Raw genomic sequence first — 25,141 nt, 5'->3', positions numbered from 1 at the left:
CCGGTCCGACCGGCGGGGGTCACCTACATTCCCCATCGCTACCCAGGGCATCGGCATGATGCATGGTGTAACAAGGTGCTACCGCTGCCTAGGCGATCAGCCGACCCGTGAACCCGGCCCCGACCAGCCGCTCGTACGCCGCCACGACCGCGTCCGGCACCGGCTGCTCGATCATGAAGCCCTGCGCCGGATAGACGAGCAGCCGCTGCAACGCCCCCACGAGCATGTCGATCACCATCCGGTCGTCCCCGACCGACTCCACATACGCCTCGAAGGTCAGTGCACGGCCTCGCCGCGCGGCATCCGGTCCCGGGTGGTGGGGCTGGTCGAGCCGGTGAACACGACGACCGGGGCCAGCCCGCGCAGGTAGAACCCCGCCGCCGCATCGGCCACCCCCAGGTCATGGCTGCCGAGCCCGACGATGACCGAGCAGGGGCGGGGGGTGTGGTGCATCAGGTGGTGGTCCCACACCTGCCGGGCGTCGGACCAGTCGCGGCCGGACGTCATGGTGCCTCGTCCTTCCGCCATAGGTCGGCCCCGATACGGGGTGTGCGGGGCGTTGAGTGTGACGATGGCTGGGGGCCGGGTGTCAGTCGTGGTCCCACGTCGTCGGCGCCGGGCCGAATGCGCGACGAGCGGCCCTCACCGCGAATGCCCCCATGGCAGCGTTGGCACCACCACCGATCACAGCACCGATTCCGAACGGGGCCACGCGCCCGAGAACGATGATTCCCTGCTTGGTCCCGAACTTGGTGACGAAGTTCTTCCCAAGGACCCTGTTGATCTGCCGCAACGTCTCGACCGGAACCTTGGCGACGACCTGGCGCCCCCAGTGCTGTCCCGTACGCTCGGCGACTTTCGTGATGGTGGCCGAGCCGCTCCCGCCGAGCATGACCCCCATGACGATCGTGCGACGGCGCTCATCTCCAAGGACGTGAGGGTCTCGCCTGCCGACAGCGCCAGGGCGATTCCCGTGCCGACGCCGGGTGCGGCCGCCCCGGTTGCCGTGAAGCAGTTCACAGCAACCGGGGCGGTGGTCAGATCATCGTGGGGCTCAGCCCGGCAGCCCCAACTCCCTTGCGATCAGCATCCGCTGGACCTCGCTCGTCCCCTCGCCGATCTCCAGGATCTTCGAGTCGCGCCACATCCGCGCCACCGGGTACTCGTTCATGAAGCCGTAGCCGCCGTGGATCTGCGTGGCGTCCCGGGCGTTGTCCACCGCCACCGTCGAGGAGTACAGCTTCGCGATCGCCGCCTCCTTCTTGAAGGGTTCGCCGGCCACCAGGCGGGAGGCCGCGTCACGCCAGCCCACGCGGGACATGTGGGCGCGCATCTCCATGTCGGCGATCTTGAACTGGATCGCCTGGTTGGCGCCGATCGGCTTGCCGAAGGCGTGGCGCTCCGCCGCGTACTTCACCGACTCGTCCACGCAGCCCTGCGCCAGGCCCGTCGCCAGGGCGGAGATCGCGACCCGGCCCTCGTCGAGGATGCGCAGGAACTGCGCGTAGCCGCGGCCCTCCTCGCCGAGGAGGTTGGCCGCCGGGACGCGGACGTCGGTGAAGGACAGTTCGCGGGTGTCCGAGGCGTTCCAGCCGACCTTGGAATAGGGGGCCGCGACCGTGAAGCCGGGGGTGCCGGAGGGGACGATGATCGCGGAGATCCTCGGGCGGCCGTCCTCCTTGCGGCCCGTCACCGCAGTGACCGTGACCAACTCCGTGATGTCCGTACCCGAGTTGGTGATGAAGCACTTCGAGCCGTTGATGACCCACTCGTTCGTCGCCTCGTCCAGCACCGCCGTCGTCCGCGTGCCGCCCGCGTCCGAGCCGCCGTCCGGCTCGGTCAGGCCGAACGCGCCCAGCGCCTCACCCGCGCACAGCTTCGGCAGCCACTGCCGCTTCTGCTCCTCCGTGCCGAACAGGTGCAGCGGCATCGCGCCCAGCGAGACCCCGGCCTCCAGCGTGATCGCCACCGACGAGTCGACCCGGGCCAGCTCCTCCAAGGCGATCCCGAGAGCCAGGTAGTCGCCGCCCATCCCGCCGTACTCCTCCGGGAACGGCAGCCCGAACAGGCCCATCCGGCCCATCTCGCGCACGATCTCGTACGGGAATTCATGGCGCTCGTAGAGGTCGCCGATCTTCGGCGCGATCACGTCGTGCGCGAACTCCTCGACCGTGCGGCGCAGTTCCTCGTGTTCGGCGGTCAGCCGGTGGTCCAGGGACATGGGGTCACTCACTCCTTGTGGGAGAGGAAGAAGAAGGGGGAGGGGTCAGGGCGCGGACCGTGCGGGATGGGCTCGGTCGGCCCAGGTGTCCGGCCAACCAGGCGCTGGTGGCCGTGAGTTCGGGCAGATCGACGCCCGTTTCGATGCCCAGGCCGTCGAGCATCCAGACCAGGTCCTCGGTGGCCAGGTTGCCCGTGGCGCTCTTCGCGTACGGGCAGCCGCCCAGGCCGCCCGCCGACGCGTCCACCGTCGTCACCCCGTGCTGGAGCGCCGCCAGGGTGTTGGACAGCGCCTGGCCATACGTGTCATGGAAGTGGACGCCGATCGCGGACGTCGGGACGGCGGACTCGTTGAGGGCGGTGAGTAGCGCCGTTACGTGCCCCGGCGTCGCCACCCCGATCGTGTCGCCCAGGGACAGCTCGTCGCAGCCCAGGTCCATCAGCGCCTTCGCGACCTTCACCACCTGCGCGACCGGCACCGCGCCCTCCCACGGGTCGCCGAAGCACATCGACAGGTAACCGCGCACGTGCAGGCTCTCCGCCTTCGCGCGGGCCACCACCGGCGCGAACATGGCCAGCGACTCGTCCACCGTCCGGTTCAGGTTGCGCGCGGCGAACGTCTCCGTGGCCGAGCCGAACACCGCGATCGACCGGGCTCCGAGCGCCAGCGCCCGGTCCAGGCCGCGTTCGTTCGGTACGAGGACGGGGAGCGAGACGTCGCCCACGTCCGCGATGTCCCCGAGGAGGGGGAACAGCTCCTCCGCGTCCGCCAGTTGGGGCACCCACTTCGGGTGCACGAAGCTCGTCGCCTCGATGGTCGTCAGCCCCGCCACGGCCAGGCGGCGGATGAACTCCGCCTTCACCTCCGTCGGGACCGTCTCCTTCTCGTTCTGGAGGCCGTCCCGCGCCCCTACTTCGTGGATGCGGACCCGGGCCGGCAGACCGGGCGCCGGCACTTTCATGGGAAGCGTGCTCATGACTCCTCCACGGGGACCACGACCGCCAGGATCTGGTCCATCGCCACCGTCGATCCCGCCGTGACGTCCAACTCGGTCACCGTTCCGGCGTGCGGCGCGGAGATCACGTGCTCCATCTTCATCGCCTCGACCACGAGCAGGCTCTGACCTGCCGCGACCTCGTCGCCCACGGCCACCTTCACCACCGTGACCGTGCCCGGCATCGGAGCCGCCAGCGTGTCCGCACCGCTCCGGCCCGCGCCGCTCAGGGACGCCTCCACCGGGTCGTGGTCCTGGACGTGCCAGGCGTCGCCGTCCCGGCCGAGCCAGTCGCCGGAGCGGTGGAAGTGGCCCACCATGCCGTCGAGTTCGACCGTGACCCGGTCGGCCGTCACCGTCGCGGAGACCGGTGCCTCGTACGTCACCGGGTCCGCGCCCGACACCCGCAGCGGGAACGCCACCGGCGCCCGCACACCCCCCGTACGCCACCCGCTCGGCACCGAGAACGGATCCGTCCAGCCCCCCGCGTCCGGCCGTGGCTCCAGCGCCTCCCGCCGTACCGCCGCAGCCGCCGCGTACACCTCGTCCGGAACGCCGTCCGGCACCAGGCCCTCCGCCTCGCGCTCCACCAGCCCCGTGTCCAGGTTTCCGGAGACCACGTCCGGGTGGGCCAGCAGGCGGCGCAGGAAGCCCGCGTTGGTCGGGACGCCGAGGATCACCGTGTCCGCGAGCGCCGCCCGCAGTTTGCGGATCGCGGTCGCGCGGTCGGGGCCGTACGCGATCACCTTCGACAGCATCGGGTCGTACAGGCTGCCCACCGGCACACCCTCGCTGAGCCCCGAGTCCGTCCGCACCCCGTCGCCCTGCGGCTCGCGCAGCGCCAGCACCGTACCGCCGGACGGCAGGAAGCCCCGGGACGGGTCCTCGGCGCAGACGCGGGCCTCGATCGCGTGGCCGGTGAAGGTGATGTCGGCCTGGGTAAAGGGGAGCCGCTCGCCTGCGGCGACGCGGATCTGCCACTCCACCAGGTCGAGCCCGGTGATGAGCTCTGTCACCGGGTGCTCGACTTGGAGGCGAGTGTTCATCTCCATGAATTGGCATCCACCCAGGGCGGGTGCCCCGGGATTGTCGGCTCCGACTGGTTGACGTTTCGCTGACTGCCTACCGGCGAGGTCTCCACGTCCTGCAACCGCATGCCCTGCGGCCGATCCGCGTGGTTGTTGCGGATAGCCGGAATGTAGCACGGCGGAGTCGGTTGACTCCAAAGCGAAGTTGGCGCCCGAGGCGATGAACTCGACGGTCCCGGCGCCCACATAGCCGCAGGCGCGCGCGACTTGAGCGGCGGCCTCCCCCAGTGCCGCCCGGGTGTCCGCATCCAGCAGGACGCTCGGGGCCTCCTCGATGATCTTCTGGTGGCGGCGCTGGAGCGAGCACTCGCGCTCGCCGAGGTGGATCACGTTGCCGTGCGCGTCGGCCAGCACCTGGATCTCGATGTGGCGCGGGCGGTCGATCCACCGCTCGACGAGCAGCGTGTCGTCGCCGAACGAGGCCCGTGCCTCACGCCTCGCCGCCGCGATCTCCTCCGCCAGCACCGCCGCGTCCCGGACCAGGCGCATGCCCTTGCCGCCGCCGCCGGCGGAGGGCTTGAGGAGGACCGGCGTACCGATCTCCCGTGCCGCCGCCTCCAGTTGGGCGTCCGTCAGGCCGCTGCCGGACGAGCCCGGAACCACCGGGACACCGGCCGCCGCGACCGTCTCCTTCGCCCGGATCTTGTCGCCCATGAGCGAGATCGCGGAGGCCGGCGGGCCGATGAAGACCAAGCCCGCTTCCGTGCACGCGGCGGCGAACTCCGCGTTCTCCGCGAGGAATCCGTAGCCGGGGTGGACCGCCTGCGCGCCCGTGCGGCGGGCCGCGTCGAGCAGCGCCGGAACCGACAGGTAGCTCTCGGACGCCGGCGGCGGGCCGATCCGTACCGCCGTGTCCGCCTCCCGTACGTGCCGGGCGTCCGCGTCCGCGTCGCTGAAGACCGCGACCGAGCGCACGCCCAGCTCGCGCAGGGTCCGGATCACCCGGACGGCGATCTCGCCGCGGTTGGCGACCAGCACGGTGTCGAACATCGTCACGGTGTCGAACGTCGTCGTCATCTGTTCCTCACATCCGGAAGACGCCGAAGCCGGGACCGGCCGGGTCCTTCTGCGGCAGCGGGGCGTTGGCGCAGGCCGTGAGGGCGAGGCCCAGCACCTGGCGGGTGTCCACGGGGTCGATCACGCCGTCGTCCCAGAGGCGGGCGGTGGCGTAGTACGCGTTGCCCTGGCTCTCGTACTGGGCGCGGATCGGGGCCTTGAACGTCTCTTCGTCCTCGGCGCTCCACTCGTCGCCGAGCTGGTCGCGCTTGACGGTGGCCAGCACGGAGGCCGCCTGCTCGCCGCCCATGACGGAGATCTTGGCGTTGGGCCACATCCACAGGAAGCGCGGGCTGTAGGCCCGGCCGCACATCGAGTAGTTGCCCGCTCCGTACGAACCGCCGACCACGACCGTCAGCTTCGGCACGCGGGTCGTGGCGACCGCGGTGACCATCTTGGCGCCGTGCTTGGCGATGCCGCCGTGTTCGTAGTCCTTGCCGACCATGAAGCCGGAGATGTTCTGGAGGAAGACGAGCGGGATGCCGCGCTGGTCGCACAGCTCGATGAAGTGCGCGCCCTTCTGGGCCGACTCGGCGAAGAGGATCCCGTTGTTCGCGACGATGCCGACGGGGTGGCCGTGGATGCGGGCGAAGCCGGTGATCAGCGTCGTACCGTACTCCGCCTTGAACTCCTGGAAGCGGGAGCCGTCGACCACGCGGGCGATGACCTCGCGTACGTCGTACGGCGTCCGGGAATCGACGGGCACGGCCCCGTACAGACCCGCCTGGTCGACCTTCGGCTCCTCGGCCGGCTCGACCGACCAGGGGAGCGGGGCGCGGTCCGGGAGGGTCGCGACGATGTTGCGGACGATGCGCAGGGCGTGCGCGTCATCCTCGGCGAGGTGGTCGGTCACGCCGGAGATCCGGGAGTGGACCTCGCCGCCGCCAAGTTCCTCCGCCGTGACGACCTCACCGGTCGCGGCCTTCACCAGCGGCGGGCCGCCGAGGAAGATCGTGCCCTGGTTGCGGACGATCACGGCCTCGTCGCTCATCGCCGGAACATACGCCCCGCCCGCCGTGCAGGAGCCCAGCACCGCCGCGATCTGCGGAATCCCGGCCGCCGACATCCGGGCCTGGTTGTAGAAGATCCGCCCGAAGTGGTCCCGGTCCGGAAACACCTCGTCCTGCATCGGCAGGAACGCGCCGCCCGAGTCGACCAGGTAGAGGCAGGGGAGCCGGTTCTCCAGGGCCACCTCCTGCGCGCGCAGGTGCTTCTTCACGGTCATCGGGTAGTACGTACCGCCCTTGACGGTCGCGTCATTGGCGACGATCACGCACTCACGGCCCGAGACCCGCCCGATCCCGGCGATGACACCGGCCGCCGGGGCCTGGTCCCCGTACATCCCGTTCGCCGCCAGCGGGGCCAGCTCCAGGAACGGCGAACCCGGGTCGAGCAGCGCGTCCACCCGGTCGCGGGGGAGCAGCTTGCCGCGCGCCTCGTGGCGGGCCCGCGCCTTCTCACCCCCGCCCAGCCGTGCCGTGGCGAGCCGAGCCGCCAGCTCGTCGGCGAGCGCGTGATGCGCCGCCTCGTTGGCCTGCCAGGCCTCCGAGGCGGGATCGGCCGCGCTCGCCAGGACCGGTGCCTGCTGCATCGTGTGGAGCCCCCTTGCCCGTACCGCAGTGGTGAAAGCGTTGACGTGCTGTTAATGAGCGTTAACGCGTTTCCCTCAGGTTAACGACCGCTAACGACCCTGTCTAGAATGAATCCTCATGAGCACCCATGCCGCCGCCCGCGTCGCGGCTCCCACCCGCCGCGAGCAGATCCTGCGGGAGGCCGCGCGCCTCTTCGCCGAGCGCGGCTTCCACGGTGTCGGCGTCGACGAGATAGGCGCCGCGGTCGGCATCAGCGGCCCCGGCCTCTACCGCCACTTCCCCGGCAAGGACGCGATGCTCGCCGAGCTGCTGGTCGGGATCAGTGAACGCCTCCTCGAAGGCGGCCGCCTGCGGGTGTCGGAGGACGCGGCCCGCGATGACGGCTCCCCGGAGGCGCTCCTGGACGCGCTCATCGCGGGCCACATCGACTTCGCCCTCGACGACCGCCCCCTCATCACCCTCCACGACCGCGAGCTGGACCGGCTGCGCGACACGGACCGCAAGCGGGTGCGGCGGCTTCAGCGGGAGTACGTGGAGGTCTGGGTCGGCGTCGTACGCGCGCTCTACCCGGCCCTGCCCGAGAACGAGGCCCGCGTCACCGTCCACGCCGTCTTCGGCCTGCTGAACTCCACGCCGCACCTGGCCCGCCCGGAGGCCCGCCCCGGTCGCGAGGCCACCGCCGCGCTGCTGCACCGGCTGGCGCGCGGGGCGTTCGCCGCGGCGGCCGCGGACCCCGCCTGAGCAGGAGTTTCCGTCGTCGGGCAACCCCGGTCGGGTTCTTCACGTCTGTCCGGTCGTACAGGACGAAGAGAACGGGGAATCCGACCATGGCCGTCTCGCTGGGCGAAGAGATCATGCTGCTGTCGCTGGACGACACGACCGGCGCGGCGAAGGGGGAGTCTGCGGCGCGCTGGGGCGTGGCCGCGGGCATGCTCCTGGAGCTGGTCATGGCGGGCCGCGTCACGGTGAAGGGCGGCCGCGTCGAGGTCTTCGACCCGTCGCCGACGGGTGACGCGCTCCTAGACGGCCGGCTCGACCGGGTGACGCGCTGGGTCCACGGGGCCTCCAGCAGCCGCAAGGTGGTCGACTGGCTGACCCGGGAGCACGTGAAGGGCTCGCAGGACGTCGTGGACAGCCTCTGCGCCCGCGGCCTGGTCACCGAGGAGCGGCACCGGGCCCTCGGCGTCTTCCCCGTACGCCGCTATCCGGAGGCCGACGGCTCCGTCGAACGCGAGCTGCGCGCCCGGCTGGCCTCGGTGGTGCTGCACGGGGCCGAGCCGGACGCCCGTACGAGCGCGCTGGTCGCGCTGGTCCACGCCACCGGGATGCACGCGCAGGCCTTCCCCGGCCTGCCGAAGAAGCAGCTGGCCCCGCGCATGGACGAGATCGCCGACGGCCACTGGGCGGGCGTGAGCGTCCGGGAGGCGATCCGCAACCTCCAGGCCGCGATCTCCACGGTGACGGTGGTGACGGTGCTCTCCGTGGTGCCTTAGCCGCTGCCGGACCTGCCGGACCTGCCGGACCTGCCGTGCTTCCGTGCCTGCTGTACGGAGGTGGCCGCCGCCCCGCCTCGGTCTGAGGCTGTTCCTCTCAGGCCCTCGTCAGGTGGGTCTGTGCCCAGGTGGCGAACGTGGTCACCGGAATGCCGAGCTCCAGGGCGAGTTCGGGGCGGGCGGGCTGGAGGGTGGCGTTGTTCCAGACGTGTCCGGCGCCCCAGGCCGGCATGCCTGCCGCGAGGGCCTCGTCGAGGGTCATCGTCGGCGCCTCCACCGGGACGCCCCACGCGGTGGACAGCACCCGGGCCACCTCCGTCATGGTGAGCAGCTCCCCGGCGAGCTCCAGCTCCACCTCGTGGAAGCGGTCGGGATCCAGGACGGCGTGGGTGGCGGCCGCGCCGATGTCCTCCGTCGCCACCAGCGCCAGCGTGGTGTCCGGCGACAGGACCGTGGCCAGGCCGCCTTCGGGGCCGTGGGGCGCCAGTTGGGGCAGGTTGTCCATGAAGAAGGCGGGCTTGATCACGGTCCAGCGGACGAAGCCCGCCCCGCGCACCCTCTCCATGATCGCCTGCTTGGTGGCGAAGTAGCCCTCCAAGGCCGCCCAGCGCCCTTCCGTCCAGCCCGGTGTCTCCGTGTGCCGGCCGACCCCGCTGGTCGACGACTGGACGAACTGGTCCACGCCCGCCGCCCGCGCCGCCTCCATCAGCTGGGTCGCCTGCGCCAGCTCCGCGTCGAAGTCCGGGCTCGCCTCGCTCATCGGCGGCATCTGCACCGAGAACACGGCACGGGCGCCCGCGCACGCGGGATCCAGCGAAGGACGGTCGGAGAGGTCTCCGGTGACCAGTTCGACGCCCAGTGCCTCGACCGCCTTCGCGCGGGGCGCGTCCGGGTCGCGTACCAGCGCGCGCACCGGCACACCGGCGGCCAGCAGCGCCCGGGCGACGGCCCCGCCCTGGCGTCCGGTGGCACCGGTGACCAGGACGGGGGCGGAACGTGTGGCTGCCATGGCGGTGTCTCCTCGGGGCAGGCGTCGGCGGGCACCGTGGACACAAAACGGCGGGGCCCGCCGTTTCGCCCTCGCTACGATATGGCGGGGCCCACCACTTAGCAAGAAGAGGGCAAGGAGAGAGGGAGACCCGTGACCGGTCAGCGCTCGGACGCCCGCCGCAACTACCGCCGCATCCTGGCCGTGGCCGAGGCGGAGGTCGCCCGGCACGGTGCCGCCGCCTCGCTCGAACAGGTCGCCCGCACCGCCGGCGTCGGCTCCGCCACCGTGCGCCGCCACTTCCCGACCCGCCAGGCCCTCCTCGAAGCCGTCTTCCAGGAGCGCGTCCAGGCCCTCTGCGAGCGCGCGGACCAGCTCGCCCGGGCCGACGACAGCCGGGCCGCGCTCCTGGACTGGCTCCACGACCTCGTGCGGTACGCGGTCTCCGCCCGAGGCCTCGCCGACGCCCTCACCTACGAGCCTCCCACCGACACCCCGGCCGACGCCGACGCGCAGCACTCCTGCGGCGCCGCGCTCGAAACCGCGGCCACGCCTCTGCTCCGCCGCGCCCTGTGCGACGAGGTGGTCAGCCCGGGCGTCACCTTCCACGACCTGCTCACCCTCGCCGTCGGCATCGCGCTGGCCACCGAGCACCACGCCGACCCGGCCGCCCAGGCCGACCGCCTCTTCACCCTCACCGTCGAAGGCCTCAGCCCGAGCCCGAGGGCCTGACCGGGTCCGTCCCCGCCTCCGCCAGCAGCCGTTCCAGCCTCGGAGTCAGTACGACGGCGGCCACGTTGGTCAGGTGCGCGTCGTCCCGGTAGAGCAGGATCCGCTCCCGGACCGCCGGGCAGGTCGGGCCGTCGCCCGGGCAGAGGACCTGGTTCACGCCGATGGCCCGTACGCCTGGCACCGCCCCCGCCGCGATCCTCCGCGCCAGCGGGTCGGCCGGCACCGCATCCGCCCGGTCGAACGCGCAGGCGGCCGCACCGTCCGGAGCGCCGGAGACACACGCCGGGATGTCCGACCCGGGTACGGGAGTGGCCTCGATGTACACGATCGGCGCACCGACCGCCCGCAGCGGCCTCAGCGTCTTCTCCCAGGCGGCGGCGAGGAGTTCGTCGTCCTCCGTGTACCGGTTGAGCGAGGCGATCACGATGAGCCGGGGCTTCGGGCCCGTACGGAGGCGGTCCAGGGCATCCGTACGCCAGACGTCGCACTCCCGGTAGGCGCGGCCCAGTTGCGGGCTGTCCACGTCCAACTCCGGCAGTGGGCAACCCTGCTTGACCAACTCCTGGAGTGCCCAGCCGCGTTGTGAGGCGATCGCCAGCATCGGCGAGAACCACTGGCCCGCGTGCGAGTCGCCGAGCAGCACGATCCGGTCCGGGCTGTCCACCGCGCCGAACAGGCACTCCGGGCTGCGGGTCACCTCCGGGGCGACCTGGCAGCCCTGGTCCGGTGGGAAGTCCTTGCGCGCCTGGGCCGGATTCGGCACCACCGGACCGTCCCCTGCAGAAGCCCCGGAAGTCCTGGAGTCCCCGGAGTCCCAGGAGGTCCTGGAGCCCCCGGAGGTCCCGGAAGCTCCGAGCAGCGACGGTCCGGAAGCCGCGCCCGGCGGCAGGCCCTTGACGTCGACCGGCGTGGTCGGGCCCATCAGGTGCAGCGTCGCCGTGCCCACCACCAGAGCGAGCGCGACCGGCAGCACGATGGCGGAGACGCCCACCGCCAAGCCCCGGCGCGGGAGTTCGGAGACCGTACGGCTGCGGCGCAGCGGCCGCTCCACCCACCGCATCGTGGCGAGCGCGGGTAGCACGGCCGCCAGCGTCCACGCGGTCCTCGCCGGCCAGTCGAGCGCACCGAGCCGGGCCTCCGCGAGGACGAGCACCGGCCAGTGCCACAGGTACAGGGTGTACGAGAGCCGCCCGATGGCCCGTGGCGCCCGCCCGGCCAGCAACCGGCCGACCCCGTAAGGGCCTTGTACGTTTCGCTCGCCGCGCCCCGGTATCGCCGCGAGGATCACGGCGGCGGTGGCCAGCGTCGGGACGAGCGCCGCGAGACCGGGGTACGGCGTCGACGCGTCGTACGCCACCACGCACCAGCCGATCGCCACCGCCCCGCCCCAGCCGCACAGCAGCCGCAACGGGCGCGGGCCGCGCAGCAGATGCCACGGCAGCAGTGCGAGCAGCGCGCCCACCCCGAACTGCCAGACGCGCGAAGGCGTTCCGAGGTACGCGAGCGAGACCGCGTGCTCCGTCCAGTGCAGCGACAGCGCGAACGAGCCGAGGACCAGCGCCCCGGTGGCGAGCGCCACGACGGACCGCACGGCCCGTCCCCGTCGTACCGCACGGGCGGCGAACAGCACCACCGCCGCGAGGAGCGGAGCCCAGAACAGGTAGAACTGCTCCTCCACGGCGAGCGACCAGAAGTGCAGCAGCGGGCTCTGGTCCTGTCCGGCGGCGAGGTAGTCCGTCCGCTGCGAGACGAACCGCCAGTTGGCGACGGAGAGCGCCGAGGCGAGGACGTCGTACTCCAGGTCGGTGCGGCGCAGCGGTACGGTCAGCCAGGCCCCGGCCACCGCGACCGCAGCGAGCACCACGGCGGCCGACGGCAGCAGGCGGCGGGCCCGGCGGGAGAAGAAGTCGCCGAGCCGGATGCGGCCGGTGGTGACGGCCTCGCGGACCAGGAGCCCGGTGATCAGGTAGCCGGAGATGACGAAGAAGACGTCCACGCCGATGAACCCACCTGCCAGGCCCGGGATTTCGGCGTGGAAGGCGAGGACCGCGAGGACGGCGACGGCCCGCAGCCCCTCGATGTCGGGCCGGAACGTGGACCGGTGCGGGCTCGGCCCGGACTCGTCACCGGAGCGCCGGGCGGGTGGCACGGTTGACGGGGGAGCGGAGCGCTTCCGGCGCGGGCCGGGCGCGAGGAGGAAGTCCATGTCAGCAAAGGTCTTTCGGCTCAGCTCGACCAGGGGAGCATCGGGTTGACCCACCCCGAGGCGAGCAGACCGGTGAGCAGGAGGACGGCGGTGGCGGCGAGCGTCTCGGGCCAGCGGCGCGGCAGCACACCGGCGGGAGGCGGCAGCGCGCCGGCGGCAGGCGGCAGCACACCGGCGGGAGAGCGGAGGCGGGCCAGGAAGGGTTTCGCCCCCGCACGACCCGGCCTCGGGACCTCCGCGCCCCGCGCCTCCGGCCGCAGCTCGCCCATCAGGTCACGTATCAACGGCACATTGATCTGGAGCTGCACCAACAGGTAAAGGCATAGGCCCCAGTTGGGCTCCCACCCGTTACGGGCCACGGCCAGCGCGATCCCGGCGGCGGCCGCACCGTTGGACAGCACCAGCCAGACCAGCGAGACGCCCACCACCCGCCGGGCCATCCCACCCGAACTCCCTGATGGACGCGTCCCGGTGGGCACCCAGGCGGCACTGCGTCCCCGCAGCGTGTGCCAGAACGCGGTTGCGGCGGCCACGCTGGTGAGGACGTTGGCCCGGATCACCTCCACCCGCCAGCGGGTCCGGCTGATCCGGGGCAGCAGCACATGCCAGAGCCAGAGCGGGGCGAGCAGCGGCAGCACGTGCCAGGGCCGGATGTGGTCCGGATACCAGAACATCATCACCAGCGGCGGCAGCGGCGCGGCGAAGGTGTTCACGGCCGTGGCGAGGTACCCGACGACCTCTTCGTAGAAGCAGAGCCGCATCCGCCACGGCGCGCGCATCCGCTTCAGGACGGGCGTCCCGAGCAGGTGCAGGTTGCCCATCGCCCACCGGTACTGCTGGTTGACGAAGGAGGTGACCTCGTCGGGCGAGGTGCCCTTGGCGACCAGGACGGGGACGTACTGGGTGCGGAACCCCTGCTCGTGCAGTGCGAGCCCGGTGTACAGGTCCTCGCTGTGGTCGAGCCGCGCGAAGCCGCCCGCCAGGTCGATCGCGCGGCGCCGGTAGACGGCGTTGGAGCCGCAGCAGATGGCGGCGTCGCTGGCGTCCCGGGAGGGCTGGATCCAGCGGAAGAACCACTCCTGCGCCGCACCGGCGGCACGCTGGATCCACCGCATCGACTCATCCGTGTCGAAGCACTGCGGACTCTGCACGATGCCGACGGCGGGATCGGCGAGGTACGGCACGAGGTGGCGCAGGAAGTCCGGCCGGGGCGCGAAGTCGGCGTCCAGGATCGCGATGAACTCCGAACTGCTCAGCTTCAGCGCGTGGTTGAGGTTGCCCGCCTTCTTCAGGTGCCCCCGGTCGGGCCGGACGACGTACGCGTAGCCGTAACGGGCGGCCAGCTCGGCGACCTCGGGCCGGTCGCCGTCGTCCAGGACCCAGACGGTCAGCGCGCCGGGCCAGTCGACGGCGGAAACGGCACGGTAGGCGTTGTCGAGGACCGGGAGCGGTTCGCCGCAGGTCGGCAAGTACAGGTCCACGGAGGGTAGTTCGGCGGGCTGCCAGGCGCGGACGAGGACCTCGTGCGAGGGCCGGGTCAGCCGGCGCTGACGCAGGCTGTTGACCGAGGAGAGTGCCAAGGCTACGACGTTGAGGCCGAGGATCGCGAGGAACGCCCAGAGCGCCGGGGTGCGTAAGGCGAAGGCGAACATCGTGGCCGCCGTGAAGACGAAGGCGAGCGAACTGCTCACCAGGACCCAGCGGCGCTGCGGCCCGAAGTACCAGTACAGCTCGTCGTCGGACGGTGGTTGCGGAAGGTGATGCACGGTCATAAAGCCCCCCACGGCTGTGTATGTACCCGTTTCCGTACCTGTTTCAGCACTCGCTTCAGGTGGCCCCACCCTAGCGCCAAAGGTATAGACCACTTACGCGAGACCGTGTCGACGGAGGGATTCGGACAGGGGATTGGCGCACTTCGATTGGTCCAGACCTCTTGGTGCTGCCATTCGAGCCGCCGCGCCCGTCCGGGGGAGGAAGGCGCAGGTCACGCGAGGGTGAACAGTCCCGGAAGACTTACGGGGCCGGGGAGGATCCGTCCGGCGTACGGGACACCAGGCACGCCCCGCACCCCGGGCGGCACAATGGGTGCATGCCGATACCCAGCCGCGCCGCTCTCGTCGATCACCTCGTCCGTTCGCGTATCGCGGGGGACGTCGCCACGCCTCGCGACAACAACCTCTCCCACTACCGCAAGCTCGCCAACGGTGACCGCCACTACTGGCTGGGCCTGGAGCTCGGCGACCGCTGGACCGACGAGCAGGACGTCCTCGCGGTGATGGCCGAGCGCTGCGGAGTGAACGACGACCCCGCGCACCGGATCGGCCAGGACACCATCGACCCCGAGCTGACGGTGGACGCCCTGGAGCGCATGGCGGCCCGCCTGCGCAAGGCGGCGGACGGCCGCGAGCGGGTCCTCTTCGCCACCGGCCACCCCGGCGGCCTGCTGGACGTGCACCGGCAGACGGCGGACGCGCTGCGCCGGGCCGGCTGCGAGATCGTCCGCATCCCGTCGGGCCTGATGGCGGACGAGGGCATGGTCTTCCAGTTCGCCGACGTCGCGATGCTGGAGCGTGGCGCCACGCTCTGGCACACCCACTCCCCGGCCCCGATGGCGGCCATCCTGGACGCCATGGCGCACCTGGGCCGCCCGCTGCCCGACCTCGTCGTCGCGGACCACGGCTGGGCGGGATGCGCGGGGCAGCGCGGGCTGGACGCGATCGGTTACGCGGACTGCAACGACCCGGCCCTCTTCCTCGGCGAGTCGGAGGGCACCCTCCAGGTCACCGTCCCGCTGGACGACCACGTCACCGACCCGCGCTTCTACGACCCGATGACCGACTACCTGCTGCACGCGGCGGGCCTCCTGGAGGACGAGCCCGAGCCCGGGGCCGAGCCCGCACGGGAGCCGGCGGCGTAGAGAACCGCAGGATCCGATGAGTTTCCGGCCCGGCGGGCGTCTTCCCTGACAGACAGCTGGCAGGCAGCTGGCAGGCAGCGGTCGCCTCTGCGGGAGGCGGCCGGCGTACACGAAGGGCCGGAGCCATGAAGTTCAGCACGACGATGTTCCTGAGCGGCAACAACACGGGGATCGAGGTGCCGGAGGACGTGGTCGAGGCGCTCGGCGCCGGAAAGCGCCCGCCGGTGAACGTGACCGTGAACGGTTACGCGTACCGCTCGACCATCGCCCCCATGGGCGGCCGCTACCTCATCCCGTTCAGCTCCGACAGGCGTAAGGAGACCGGGATCGCGGGCGGCGACGCCATCGAGGTGGAGCTGACGCTCGACACCGCGCCGCGCACGGTCCAGCCGCCCGAGGACCTAGCGGCGGCGCTCGCCGCGGCTCCCGGCGCGGCCGAGGCGTTCGCGGCCCTCTCGCCCAGCCGCCAGAAGGCGCACGTCACGTCGGTCGAGGGTGCGAAGACGGACGCCACGCGGGAGCGGCGGATCGCGAAGGCGGTGGCGGAGCTGACGCCGTAGGCATCAGGGGCCGGCGCGCCGCTCCCGTTGCCCGCGTCCCGGCGTCGGGTCCAGATACACCCGCCGCACCGACGGAAACCGCTCCCGCAGCTGGGCCTCCGCCTCCTCGCAGGCCCACTCGACCTCCTCGGCCGTCGCCATGTCCCGGAAGTCGACCTTCGCGGCGATCATGATCTCGGACGGCCCCTGGATGAGCGTGGTCAGCTCCAGTACGTCGACGATGTGCGGTACGGATGTCAGCTCCTCCCGCACCCCGGCCCGCATCGCCGGAGGCAGCGGCCGCCCGATGAGCAGCTGCGCGTTGGACCGGCCGAGCACCCAGGCCACGTACACGAGGAGCAGGCCGATCAGGCAGGACGCGATCCCGTCCCAGACCCCGGATCCGGTCAGCTGCCCGCCGAGCAGCCCGCCCGCCGCCAGCAGCAGCCCGATCAGGGCCGCCGAGTCCTCCATGACGACGGCCTTCACGGCGGTGTCGGGCGTGTGGCGCAGGTAGTACGTGTCCGGCACCCGCAGCCGTGACGCCTCGCGCCGCACCTGTTTGACTCCGGTGCGCAGCGAGTAGCCCTCCAGCAGGAAGGCGACGCCGAGGACGACGTACGAGACGAGCGGGTTGCCCAGCTCCTCGCCCGCGATCAGGGTGTGCACGCCGTCGTAGATCGAGAAGACCGCACCGCCGACGAAGGTGGCGATGGAGGCGAGCATGGCCCAGATGTACCGCTCGGGGCCGTAACCGAGCGGATGGTCCTCGTCGGCCGGCTTCTCGCTCCGCTTGAGCGCGGTGAGGAGCATGACCTCGGTGACGGTGTCCGCGATCGAGTGGGCGGCCTCGGAGAGCATCGCGCTGGACCCGCTGATCAGCCCGGCGACGGCTTTCGCGACGGCGATGCCGAGGTTGGCGAGGGCAGCCACGATGACCGTGAAGGTGGACTCCCCGCCGTCGCCGTCACCGTCGCCGCCGCTCTTGGCTTTCGCGTCACTCATGGAGCTCATGGAGGGGAGTATGTCCGAAACGGCCCCTCAGGCGGGGCTCATCCCGCCGCCGGTCCACGCGGAACCCGGACGACACCCTCCTGGATGACGGTGATCGCGAGGCGCCCATCGGCGGTGTAGATCCGGGCCTGGCCCAGGCCCCGCCCGCCGGAGGCCGACGGTGACTCCTGGTCGTACAGCAGCCACTCGTCCGCCCGGAACGGCCGGTGGAACCACATCGCGTGGTCCAGGCTGGCCCCGACCACGTCCCCGACCGCCCAGCCGCCGCGCCCGTGGGCCAGGAGCACCGAGTCCAGCAGGGTCATGTCGGAGACGTACGTGGCCATGCAGACGTGCAGCAGCGGGTCGTCCGCGAGCTTGCCGTTGGTCCGGAACCAGACCTGCGAGCGCGGCTCCCGCGCCTCGCCCACCGTGCCGAACGGCGGCGCGTCCACATACCGCAGGTCGACGGCGGCCCGCGCCTCGATCAGCCGGTCCACCATCCCGGGATCGCTGAAGCGGTCCGCGTACCGGGGCAGCATCTCGGCGGCCGTGGGCAGGGTCTCCGGATCGGGGGAGGAGGGCATGTCGGCCTGGTGCTCCAGCCCGTCCTCGTACGTCTGGAAGGACGCGGAGAGGTGGAAGATCGGCTGCCCGTGCTGCACTGCGACGACCCGGCGGGTGGTGAAGGACCGGCCGTCGCGGATGCGGTCGACGCTGTAGACGATGGGCGCGCCCGGGTCGCCGGCGCGCAGGAAGTACGCGTGCAGGGAGTGGGCGGCCCGGTCGGCCGGGACGGTCCGGCCGGCGGCGACCAGCGCCTGCGCCGCGACCTGGCCGCCGAACACCCGGGGCACGACCGCGCTGCGGCTCGTGCCCCGGAAGATGTCCCGCTCGATCTGCTCCAGGTCGAGCAGATCGAGCAGGGAATCGAGTGCTGCGCTCATGGAGAGAACGTAGTCCTTACAGCTCTTGCAGAGGGTTGGAGTCCGCCTACAGGCCCATGGACTTGGCGATGATCGACTTCATGACCTCGCTGGTGCCGCCGTAGATGCGGTTGACGCGGTTGTCCGCGTACAGGCGGGCGATCGGGTACTCGTTCATGAAGCCGTAGCCGCCGTGCAGCTGGAGGCAGCGGTCGATCACGCGGTGCGCGACCTCGGTGCAGAACAGCTTGGCGGAGGCGGCCTCGGCTGCCGTGAGCTCACCGGCGTCCAGGGCTTCCAGCGCGCGGTCGGCGACGGCCTGGGCCGCGTCCACCTCGGCCTGGCAGGCGGCCAGCTCGAACTTCGTGTTCTGGAACGAGGCGACGGTCTTGCCGAAGACCGTGCGCTCCTGCACGTACTCCTTGGCGAACCGGACGGCGGCCGCGGCCTGCGCGTACGCACCGAAGGCGATGCCCCAGCGCTCGGAGGCCAGGTTGGTGCCGAGGTAGCCGAAGCCCTTGTTCTCCTCGCCGAGGAGGTCCTCGGCCGGGACCTTGACGTCGACGAACGCCAGCTCGGCGGTGTCGGAGGTCTTGAGGCCGAGCTTGTCGAGCTTGCGGCCGACCGAGTAGCCCGCGGACTTGGTGTCGACGGCGAAGAGGGAGATGCCGAAGCGGCGGTCGTCCTCGCGCGGGGCGGCGGTACGGGCGCAGACGATCACGCGGTCGGCGTGGACGCCACCGGTGATGAAGGTCTTGGCGCCGTTGAGGACGTAGTGCGTGCCGTCCTCGGAGAGCTTGGCGGTGGTCTTCATGCCCGCGACGTCGGAGCCGGTGCCCGGCTCGGTCATCGCCAGCGCCCACATCTCCTCACCGGTCGCGAACTTCGGCAGCCAGCGCTTCTTCTGCTCGTCGGTGGCGAGCATCTTGACGTACGGGAGGCCGAGCAGCGTGTGCACGCCGGAGCCGCCGAAGGAGACACCGGCACGGGCGGTCTCCTCGTAGATGACGGCCTCGTACTTGTGCGAGTCGATGCCCGCGCCGCCGTACTCCTCGTCCACCTCGATGCCGAAGATGCCCAGCTCACCCAGCTTGAGGTAGAACTCGCGCGGCACCTGGCCCGCGGCGAACCACTCGTCGTACACCGGCACGACCTCGGCGGCGATGAAGGCGCGGATGGTCTCCCGGAACGCCTCGTGGTCCTCGTTGAATACCGTACGGCGCACGGGGTGCCTCCTTGATCGGCTGAAGTGTTCGTCGGTGGACGCGCCTGCGCTCGCCGGGCATGGCTAAGCGCTTGCTCATTCCCCTTCGAAGTTACCGGTCGGTCACGGAGCTGTCCAGGGTGATGCTGAGCACGCGTCCGGCGCTCATCCCGTACGTCGTTGCGCCCGGTCGTCGGGTGGCTGTTCCGCGCCCGCGCTCGGGTGCCGCTCCGCGCCTGGGCTCGGGTGCCGCTCCGCGCCTGCCGGGCCTGGAGGCGGCTGAGCCACGTTGTCCGGCAGTTCCGTCCGTACGGCGGTGAGCGCGGCGCGGATGGCCTCCACGCCCTCCATCAGCCGGGCCCACGAGGACGGTGACGCCCGGGCCAGGACGGCCGCCAGCCGTTCCTCGCGCCGGGCCCGCAGCCGGTCCAGGTGCGCCCGGCCCTGAACGGTCAGCCGCAGCTCGACCTCGCGCCGACTGGACGTGCTCAAGGACCGCCGTACGAAACCGAGGGCCTCCAGCCGGTCGCACAGCCGGCTCACCGACGACGGCGCGGCCTCCAGCTCCGTGCCGAGCTGCCGCAGATTGATGCCCTCACGGCGTTCGAGCACGTACATGGCCCGCAGCTGCGGCGCGGAGATGGGCGAGGAACCGTCCGGAGCCCGCGCCCAGTAGACCTCCAGTAGCTCGATGACCCCACGCATCGCGCGCGCCACATCGCGCAGCCTGTGATCAGGGCCGTACCGCTCTACGCCCATGCTGGAACACCCTTGGTCGTGCTGCGGGCCCGTTCGCGCATACGGGCCGGTCCTTCATAGCGTTGACGCCCCAGCCGATCCGAAACCCATGATTCCTTCCCGGGGCTCGCGGGGGCGGGGTGGGGGTCGGCGCGGCGGCCGATGCGGGGACATCGCGGGGGCCGGCGCGGCGGCATCGAATTCCCGCGAAATGGATCGAAAAACGCACGAGTTCGCAGACATGGCGCCGGAGGTGCGGGGCACGAGGCTGGCAGCGGTTGCTCAGGAAGTGAGCAGGGCGGAATGCAGACCCTTTTACGAGGTGAGCGGCCCGCCGCACCCATATTCATTCACGTGCGATCGAAGGAGTTTTCATGAGCGAGAACCTGTGGGGCTACCAGCCGAGCGCCGGCCACACCGCCGGTACGGACCTGATCGGTTACAAGGTCGAGGCGACCGACGGCAGCATCGGCAAGGTCGACAAGCACTCCGACGACGTCACGTCCTCGTACCTGGTGGTCGACACCGGCGTATGGATCTTCGGCAAGCACGTCCTGCTCCCGGCGGGCACGGTGAGCCGGATCGACACGGACGACAAGAAGGTCTACATCGACCTCACGAAGGACCAGATCAAGGACGCCCCGGAGTTCGACAAGGACAAGCACGTCGGCGACGCGGACTTCCACCGGACGACCGGTGAGTACTACGGCCGCCACCGTCGCGTCTGACCTGAAGGCCGGACACGCAGCAGGCGGGGCGGGGCGGGACGCGGAACATCGCGTCCCGCCCCGCCCGCGTGTGCGGCTACGGGGTTCCGTTCACCTGCGTACGTTCGCCCTCATTCCCACCGGATCGCGCCCGGCCGCTGCCGCGACTGCCGAACCGCAGACGGGCACACGCAGGCCGCCGCCTGACGACCGGCTCGGCCGCGTGTGCGCTCCTGTCGGGTGAGGCGCGGGTGTCAGTTCCCCGGGCGCTTGCTCAGGTCCTCGCCGTACAGGCGCAGCAGTTCGTCCTCCACCACCGGGGTGAGGGCCTCGATGTAGCCGTCCGCGAGGTGGCCGTAGTCCCGGTAGACCAGGGTGTTCCCGACCACGACCGGGCAGGTGCCCGACGGGGCGCAGACCCACTTGTACGGGTCGATGAGCGCGACGTCCTCGGCGGCGGCGGCGGCCCGGATCGCCTTGGTGACCTCGGGCTTCGGGTCGGCCTCCGAACCGGGGCGCGCGCAGGACGCCAGGTCGTCGGGGTTCACCGCCACGCAGTCCACCGCGTTGTTCTTCGGCCAGGGGTTGTCCAGCAGGGTGAGCACCTGGGTGCGCCCGCGCTGAAGCATCCGGTACGTCTCGGCCTGGCCCTTGCCCCATTCCTTGCCCAGGTCGCCCTCGCCGTACAGCTTGGCGGAGTTGGAGCTCGACGTGATGACGAGTTCGGGCTCCAGCTTCTGGATCTTCTTGATGGTCTCCGACCGCCAGTCGTCGCAGGTGGAGTACGGGCCGTTCTGCCACTCGATGGTGACCTGGGAGACCTTGCAGGCGTTCTTGGTGAAGGAGTAGAGCCGCCAGTTGTGCTTGCGGGCGATCGCGTCGAGCGCCGGGAACCACTGCGCGACATGCGAGTCGCCGAAGAGGACCACACTGCGGTCGGCGTCCTTGTCACCGTACAGACAGGGCTGGGTCTGTTTGGTGCCGGTCATGGTGAGAGCGCAGTTGTCGGTGTAGACCGCGGACCGCTCGTCCGCGGTCTCGCGCAGGCTCGGTTCGAGGTTGGACGGGAGCTTCTCCACCGGCTGTGCCAGCAACTCGGTGAGGGCGGCACCGGGGTAGGGGGCGGTGGCGATCGTCTTGGCGGTGTTCTGCCGCGCGGCGCCCTGGTCCAGGACCGGCGGGTACTGGAGGGTGAGCACCGCGACCAGGGCCGTGACGGCCGACAGGCCCAGCCCCAGCGTGAGCCCTCGGACGGCGTGGGCCTTGAACGCGCGGTGGAAGCGCATCGGGTCCTCGACCAGGTGCAGCGTTCCCCAGGCGAGCAGGATGCCGCTCAGCGCGGCGATCAGCCGCAGCGGACCGTCGTGCGCACCGAAACCGGCGGCGGCCGGCACGATGACGATCAGCGGCCAGTGCCACAGGTACCAGGCGTAGGAGAGCCCGCCGATCCAGACGGCGGGGCGCAGCGAGAGGACGGCGCCCGCGCCGAAGCGGCCGGCCGCCGCACCTCCGGCGAGGACGGCCGCGGCGCCGGCGACCGGGATCACGGCGTGGTGGCCGGGGAAGGGCGTGCCCTCGTCGAAGGAGACGGCGGCGTAGGCGATGGCGGCCAGGCCGGCCCAGCTCAGGACCGCGGCGACCGGGCGCGGGATGTCGTTCAGGCGGTGCGCCGCCAGAGCCAGCAGGGCGCCTACCGCCAGCTCCCAGATCCGGCCCTGCGAACCGAAGTAGGCCCAGGAGGGAGCGGTCTCGGTGAGGTGGAGGTTCAGCGCGAAGGAGGCGCCGGCCAGGATGACCAGCGGGATCGCGAGCAGGGCCCGTCGCCGGAACAGCTTGAGGGCGACGATCATCACGATCGGCCAGACCAGATAGAACTGCTCCTCGACCGCCAGCGACCAGAAGTGCTGGAACGGGGAGGGCGGCACATCCGTGTTGAAGTAGTCGGTCCCGGCCTCGGCGAGCCGGAAGTTGACGACGTACCAGGCGGACGCGATGGCGTCCTTGGCGTAGTCCGCGAAGCGCAGCGGCCCCAGGAAGAGCCAGGAGCCCGCCAGCGTCGCCAGCACGACCAGGGTGGAGGCGGGCAGCAGGCGCAGCGCCCGGCGGGAGTAGAAGCGGCCCAGGGAGATCTTGCCGTCGCGGCTCCACTCCCGGAGCAGCAGCGAGGTGATCAGGAAGCCGGAAATGACGAAGAACACGTCCACGCCGACGTATCCGCCGGCCACGGAGGTCACCCCCGAGTGCCCCAGCACCACGAGGGTGACGGCCACCGCCCGCAGACCCTGGATGTCGAGCCGGAGACCCGCGCCTCCCGCCGGCCCGGCGGCTCCCTTCCCGTGATCGCCGGGCGACCCGTCGTGGGGGCCGGCCTGGGGCGGGACGCCGGGGACGTCGGCGGACGTGGGCCGCGAGGCATGCGTGAGGCGGCGGACGGGCACCGTACGGATCTCCTTGTTCATGAGGCATCACCGGATGGCGCCGATGATCGCCTCCGGGGCCGGTCGACCGAAGCGGGCTTCGGCCCGGCCTGCGATCCATGACGATTGTCAGTACATCGCGATATCGCCAGAGTGGACCATGTCGGAACACTCACTGACAAGCTCATGTCCCTTGAAAGCCGCATAAGCGGCGTCTTGGGCAGCGGCCCGCTGTCGTGGCGCTCCGGCCTTTCGGTGACGCGGCGATTCCGTTACCTCGCTTTGCAGGGAGGCCGGGGCTCGTGTCGCGTAAGCGTGCGGACTCGGAGAGGTTGCCGGTATGTCCGTATGACGATCCCATGCCTGGGACTTCGCTGTGTTCTTTCCCATGGTCATTGTCGTGATCTTTACGGAGCGCCCGGGGCAGGGTGGGGCTGTGCTCGGGTGCGCCGGGCTCGACGGCACGGCGGTGAGGCGGGCGGATCCGAGCCCGGCGGCGCGAGGCGTCGCCGCCGTCGGCGTCCTGGAGCGGCGGACGATGACGGGGCACGGGCGCTGCACGCGTTCTACGGAGGCCCGGTCCGGCAGGCCCACCGCGAGGTGGCCCACGCGACGATGGTGGACTCGGACGACGTCCTGCTCTGGTTCACCCCGGGGGCCGGAGGACCTGGCCCGGCACCTGAAACGGGCTCCGCCGCACCTACGGCCGGCGCCGGTGGCCCAGAGAACCTGAACGGGCGGGTCGGGGCCGGCTGTTCGGAGGCCGGCCCCACCTAGCATCATCTGGCATGACGACTCTGATCGTGACCGTCGCTCTGGCACTCGTCGGCTACCTGGCGACGTACCTCAACGGTGTACGACTGGCACAGCGGCAAGCTCGTCTGGCGCGCGTCAACCTGCAGTTGAGCGACTTCTACGGTCCGCTGTTCGCGCTGATGGAGGCCAACAGCAGGACCTATGACACCTTCTCCGAGCGCCATGCCCGACCCGACGGCCGCGATCCCTTCGATCACGACATACCACCCACGGAACGGGAACTCGCCGAGTGGCGCACGTGGGCCGGCACGGTCTTCCTCCCCAACATCCAGGCGATGCGGGACGTGGTGGTCACCAAGGCGGATCTCCTCATCGAACAGGAGATGCCCCCGGCCCTGCTCCAACTCTGCGCCCACGTCTCCGGTTACGAGATCACGGCTGCGCGATGGGCACAGGGGCGCTACGAGGAGCACCTGTCGGTCATACCTTTCCCGGGGCGGGAGTTGATGGATTACACCCGCGATCGATTCACACGGCTGAAGAGGGAACAGGCGATTCTGCTCGGCCACAAAGCGACAGAGAGTCGTCGGTCCTGACTGTTCGGTCGTCTGCGATGAAGGAGCGGTCACTGAGTTGTGCGTCAGTGACCGTCCGAGGCGTACGCAACGCGTAACACCAGGCCGGCTCCACCATCGCCCGTCAGACCCAGCCGCCCTCGGAAGACGATCCGACCGCCTTCCTCCTCATCCACCCCGGGTGAAAATGAAGTGGCCGGTCGAGTGTTGCCGCCCCAGGCCACGTCCTCCTCAACGGTCCACTCCACAAAATGCTTGCGGCCCACTCCCGCCGGATCGCCGCACCAGAACGCCGCGGCGGCACCCGCCTCCGAGCGTACCCGAACCATTGCGCGCCCGTCGGCGACCTGCCCCACTGCCTCCACGTGAACCAACACTTCGCAATCATCCACGGCAGCACTGCCTTGCCGAACACCCCTGCCGGGGCAGAACGCTCTTTTACACTGATCCTTGTCGATCATGCTCAAGGACCTCCCGGATGAGGATGACAATGCCGATACTTTCCACGCCCGATGAAGTGGACACGTGGCTTACCGAAGCTGGATGGTACGCAGGGCGCGACGTTCGGGACGAGTCCACCGGTGCTGTCGCTGCCGTTGTCGAACGCTATCGTGCCTACGGCATCGACATCGAGCCTTCAGCCGCAGCGCTGGCCTTCATTCGCGAGCACGCGTTCCTTCGGGCCGTCATCGATACGGCACCTGAGAACTTTGCCGTGTTCACTCCGCACCTCGTATTCGCTGGGGATGCCGAAGAGGTGGCGCAACTGGCAATGGAGCTCAGAACCGAACTCTTCCCTGTCGGATATGACACCTACGACGGATCTACGCTGCTCATGGATGAGTCCGGTCGGTTCTTCTTCTCGCATCACACGGGCGCTTACTACCTGGGGAGTGAGAAATATGAGGCGATCATGAGTCTCATGGGAGGTGGCATGGCTGATGCGGAGGACTACTTCGTCTGACCTCATCCCAGGGTTGCCGCCTTGCTGCTCGTGCC

21 protein-coding genes and 2 pseudogenes are annotated in these 25,141 nt (G+C 70.9%); 8 read left to right on the top strand and 15 right to left on the bottom strand.

What is annotated here, in order from left to right; genetic code table 11:
* Positions 1-88: 88 nt before the first annotated feature.
* The 6 genes and pseudogenes from ACQP09_RS10805 to ACQP09_RS10780 all read right to left on the bottom strand — a co-directional run bounded on the left by ACQP09_RS10805 (position 89) and on the right by ACQP09_RS10780 (position 6,950).
* Positions 89-507: pseudogene (locus tag ACQP09_RS10805) on the bottom strand (hypothetical protein).
* Between the two features lie 82 nt (positions 508-589).
* A complete protein-coding gene (locus ACQP09_RS10800; RefSeq protein ID WP_433397949.1) occupies positions 590-901 on the bottom strand; it encodes a hypothetical protein in 312 nt (103 codons plus the stop codon).
* A 153-nt stretch (positions 902-1,054) separates the two neighbouring features.
* Entirely contained in the window at positions 1,055-2,221 is a 1,167-nt protein-coding gene (locus ACQP09_RS10795) for an acyl-CoA dehydrogenase family protein (RefSeq protein WP_433397947.1), read from the bottom strand.
* 4 nt (positions 2,222-2,225) lie between these two features.
* Positions 2,226-3,182: a hydroxymethylglutaryl-CoA lyase gene (locus ACQP09_RS10790; protein ID WP_433406548.1), complete on the bottom strand. Its 957-nt coding sequence runs from the start codon at positions 3,180-3,182 to the stop codon at positions 2,226-2,228.
* Between the two features lie 11 nt (positions 3,183-3,193).
* Positions 3,194-5,293: a biotin carboxylase N-terminal domain-containing protein gene (locus tag ACQP09_RS10785; protein ID WP_433406547.1), complete on the bottom strand. Its 2,100-nt coding sequence runs from the start codon at positions 5,291-5,293 to the stop codon at positions 3,194-3,196.
* A 34-nt stretch (positions 5,294-5,327) separates the two neighbouring features.
* Positions 5,328-6,950 carry a carboxyl transferase domain-containing protein gene (locus ACQP09_RS10780; RefSeq protein WP_356751538.1) on the bottom strand — a complete coding sequence of 541 codons (1,623 nt, stop codon included), beginning with the start codon at positions 6,948-6,950 and terminating at the stop codon, positions 5,328-5,330.
* Positions 6,951-7,068: 118 nt separating this feature from the next.
* Here ACQP09_RS10780 and ACQP09_RS10775 point away from each other — a divergent pair, with 118 nt between their 5' ends.
* Both ACQP09_RS10775 and ACQP09_RS10770 read left to right on the top strand, forming a co-directional pair.
* Positions 7,069-7,692, top strand: coding sequence for an SACE_7040 family transcriptional regulator (locus tag ACQP09_RS10775; RefSeq protein ID WP_433397945.1), 624 nt, complete (start codon positions 7,069-7,071; stop codon positions 7,690-7,692).
* A gap of 86 nt (positions 7,693-7,778) precedes the next feature.
* Positions 7,779-8,444, top strand: a complete 666-nt coding sequence (locus tag ACQP09_RS10770; protein WP_433397943.1) for a GOLPH3/VPS74 family protein — start codon at positions 7,779-7,781, stop codon at positions 8,442-8,444.
* Between the two features lie 97 nt (positions 8,445-8,541).
* On the opposite strand, the gene ACQP09_RS10765 is transcribed toward ACQP09_RS10770, so the two are convergent.
* Positions 8,542-9,453: an NmrA family NAD(P)-binding protein gene (locus ACQP09_RS10765; RefSeq protein WP_433397941.1), complete on the bottom strand. Its 912-nt coding sequence runs from the start codon at positions 9,451-9,453 to the stop codon at positions 8,542-8,544.
* A 132-nt stretch (positions 9,454-9,585) separates the two neighbouring features.
* Between ACQP09_RS10765 and ACQP09_RS10760 the strand changes: the two genes are divergently transcribed.
* Positions 9,586-10,164, top strand: coding sequence for a TetR/AcrR family transcriptional regulator (locus ACQP09_RS10760; RefSeq protein ID WP_433397939.1), 579 nt, complete (start codon positions 9,586-9,588; stop codon positions 10,162-10,164).
* A 1-nt stretch (position 10,165) separates the two neighbouring features.
* Here ACQP09_RS10760 and ACQP09_RS10755 read toward each other — a convergent pair.
* Together ACQP09_RS10755 and ACQP09_RS10750 are read right to left on the bottom strand one after the other, a co-directional pair.
* Positions 10,166-12,370, bottom strand: a pseudogene (locus ACQP09_RS10755) (acyltransferase family protein); the annotation flags it as partial.
* 20 nt (positions 12,371-12,390) lie between these two features.
* Positions 12,391-14,142, bottom strand: coding sequence for a glycosyltransferase family 2 protein (locus ACQP09_RS10750; protein WP_433397937.1), 1,752 nt, complete (start codon positions 14,140-14,142; stop codon positions 12,391-12,393).
* A 317-nt stretch (positions 14,143-14,459) separates the two neighbouring features.
* On the opposite strand from ACQP09_RS10750, the gene ACQP09_RS10745 reads away from it, so the two are divergent.
* The gene (locus ACQP09_RS10745; RefSeq protein ID WP_433397935.1) at positions 14,460-15,287 is read left to right on the top strand and encodes a phosphatase; all 828 of its coding nucleotides are present in this window, start codon (positions 14,460-14,462) and stop codon (positions 15,285-15,287) included.
* Between the two features lie 125 nt (positions 15,288-15,412).
* Complete coding sequence (locus ACQP09_RS10740; protein WP_433397933.1) at positions 15,413-15,847, top strand: YdeI/OmpD-associated family protein; 435 nt, start codon at positions 15,413-15,415, stop codon at positions 15,845-15,847.
* A gap of 3 nt (positions 15,848-15,850) precedes the next feature.
* On the opposite strand, the gene ACQP09_RS10735 is transcribed toward ACQP09_RS10740, so the two are convergent.
* The 4 genes from ACQP09_RS10735 to ACQP09_RS10720 form a co-directional block, all read right to left on the bottom strand.
* A complete protein-coding gene (locus ACQP09_RS10735; protein WP_433406545.1) occupies positions 15,851-16,831 on the bottom strand; it encodes a cation diffusion facilitator family transporter in 981 nt (326 codons plus the stop codon).
* A 47-nt stretch (positions 16,832-16,878) separates the two neighbouring features.
* A complete protein-coding gene (locus tag ACQP09_RS10730) occupies positions 16,879-17,766 on the bottom strand; it encodes an acyl-CoA thioesterase (RefSeq protein WP_433397931.1) in 888 nt (295 codons plus the stop codon).
* Between the two features lie 46 nt (positions 17,767-17,812).
* Positions 17,813-18,970, bottom strand: coding sequence for an acyl-CoA dehydrogenase family protein (locus tag ACQP09_RS10725; RefSeq protein ID WP_356836139.1), 1,158 nt, complete (start codon positions 18,968-18,970; stop codon positions 17,813-17,815).
* A gap of 144 nt (positions 18,971-19,114) precedes the next feature.
* Positions 19,115-19,708, bottom strand: a complete 594-nt coding sequence (locus tag ACQP09_RS10720; RefSeq protein WP_433397928.1) for a MarR family winged helix-turn-helix transcriptional regulator — start codon at positions 19,706-19,708, stop codon at positions 19,115-19,117.
* Positions 19,709-20,061: 353 nt separating this feature from the next.
* On the opposite strand from ACQP09_RS10720, the gene ACQP09_RS10715 reads away from it, so the two are divergent.
* Positions 20,062-20,415, top strand: a complete 354-nt coding sequence (locus ACQP09_RS10715; RefSeq protein WP_432149059.1) for a PRC-barrel domain-containing protein — start codon at positions 20,062-20,064, stop codon at positions 20,413-20,415.
* Between the two features lie 233 nt (positions 20,416-20,648).
* Here the strand turns inward: ACQP09_RS10715 and ACQP09_RS10710 are convergent, their stop codons facing one another.
* Entirely contained in the window at positions 20,649-22,853 is a 2,205-nt protein-coding gene (locus tag ACQP09_RS10710) for an acyltransferase family protein (RefSeq protein WP_433397926.1), read from the bottom strand.
* A gap of 746 nt (positions 22,854-23,599) precedes the next feature.
* Between ACQP09_RS10710 and ACQP09_RS10705 the strand changes: the two genes are divergently transcribed.
* On the top strand, positions 23,600-24,163 hold the full coding sequence (locus tag ACQP09_RS10705; protein WP_433397924.1) for a hypothetical protein: 564 nt from the start codon (positions 23,600-23,602) through the stop codon (positions 24,161-24,163).
* Positions 24,164-24,207: 44 nt separating this feature from the next.
* Here the strand turns inward: ACQP09_RS10705 and ACQP09_RS10700 are convergent, their stop codons facing one another.
* Positions 24,208-24,603, bottom strand: coding sequence for a hypothetical protein (locus tag ACQP09_RS10700; RefSeq protein ID WP_433397922.1), 396 nt, complete (start codon positions 24,601-24,603; stop codon positions 24,208-24,210).
* A 17-nt stretch (positions 24,604-24,620) separates the two neighbouring features.
* On the opposite strand from ACQP09_RS10700, the gene ACQP09_RS10695 reads away from it, so the two are divergent.
* A complete protein-coding gene (locus ACQP09_RS10695; RefSeq protein WP_433397920.1) occupies positions 24,621-25,106 on the top strand; it encodes an SUKH-3 domain-containing protein in 486 nt (161 codons plus the stop codon).
* The last annotated feature ends 35 nt before the right edge of the window (positions 25,107-25,141 follow it).

Source organism: Streptomyces sp. CA-146814 (assembly GCF_050942385.1).
In the GTDB taxonomy this organism is placed as follows: Bacteria; Actinomycetota; Actinomycetes; order Streptomycetales; family Streptomycetaceae; genus Streptomyces.
The sequence above is the reverse complement of the archived record's forward strand: the minus strand, read 5'-3'. Positions and strand labels throughout refer to the sequence as shown.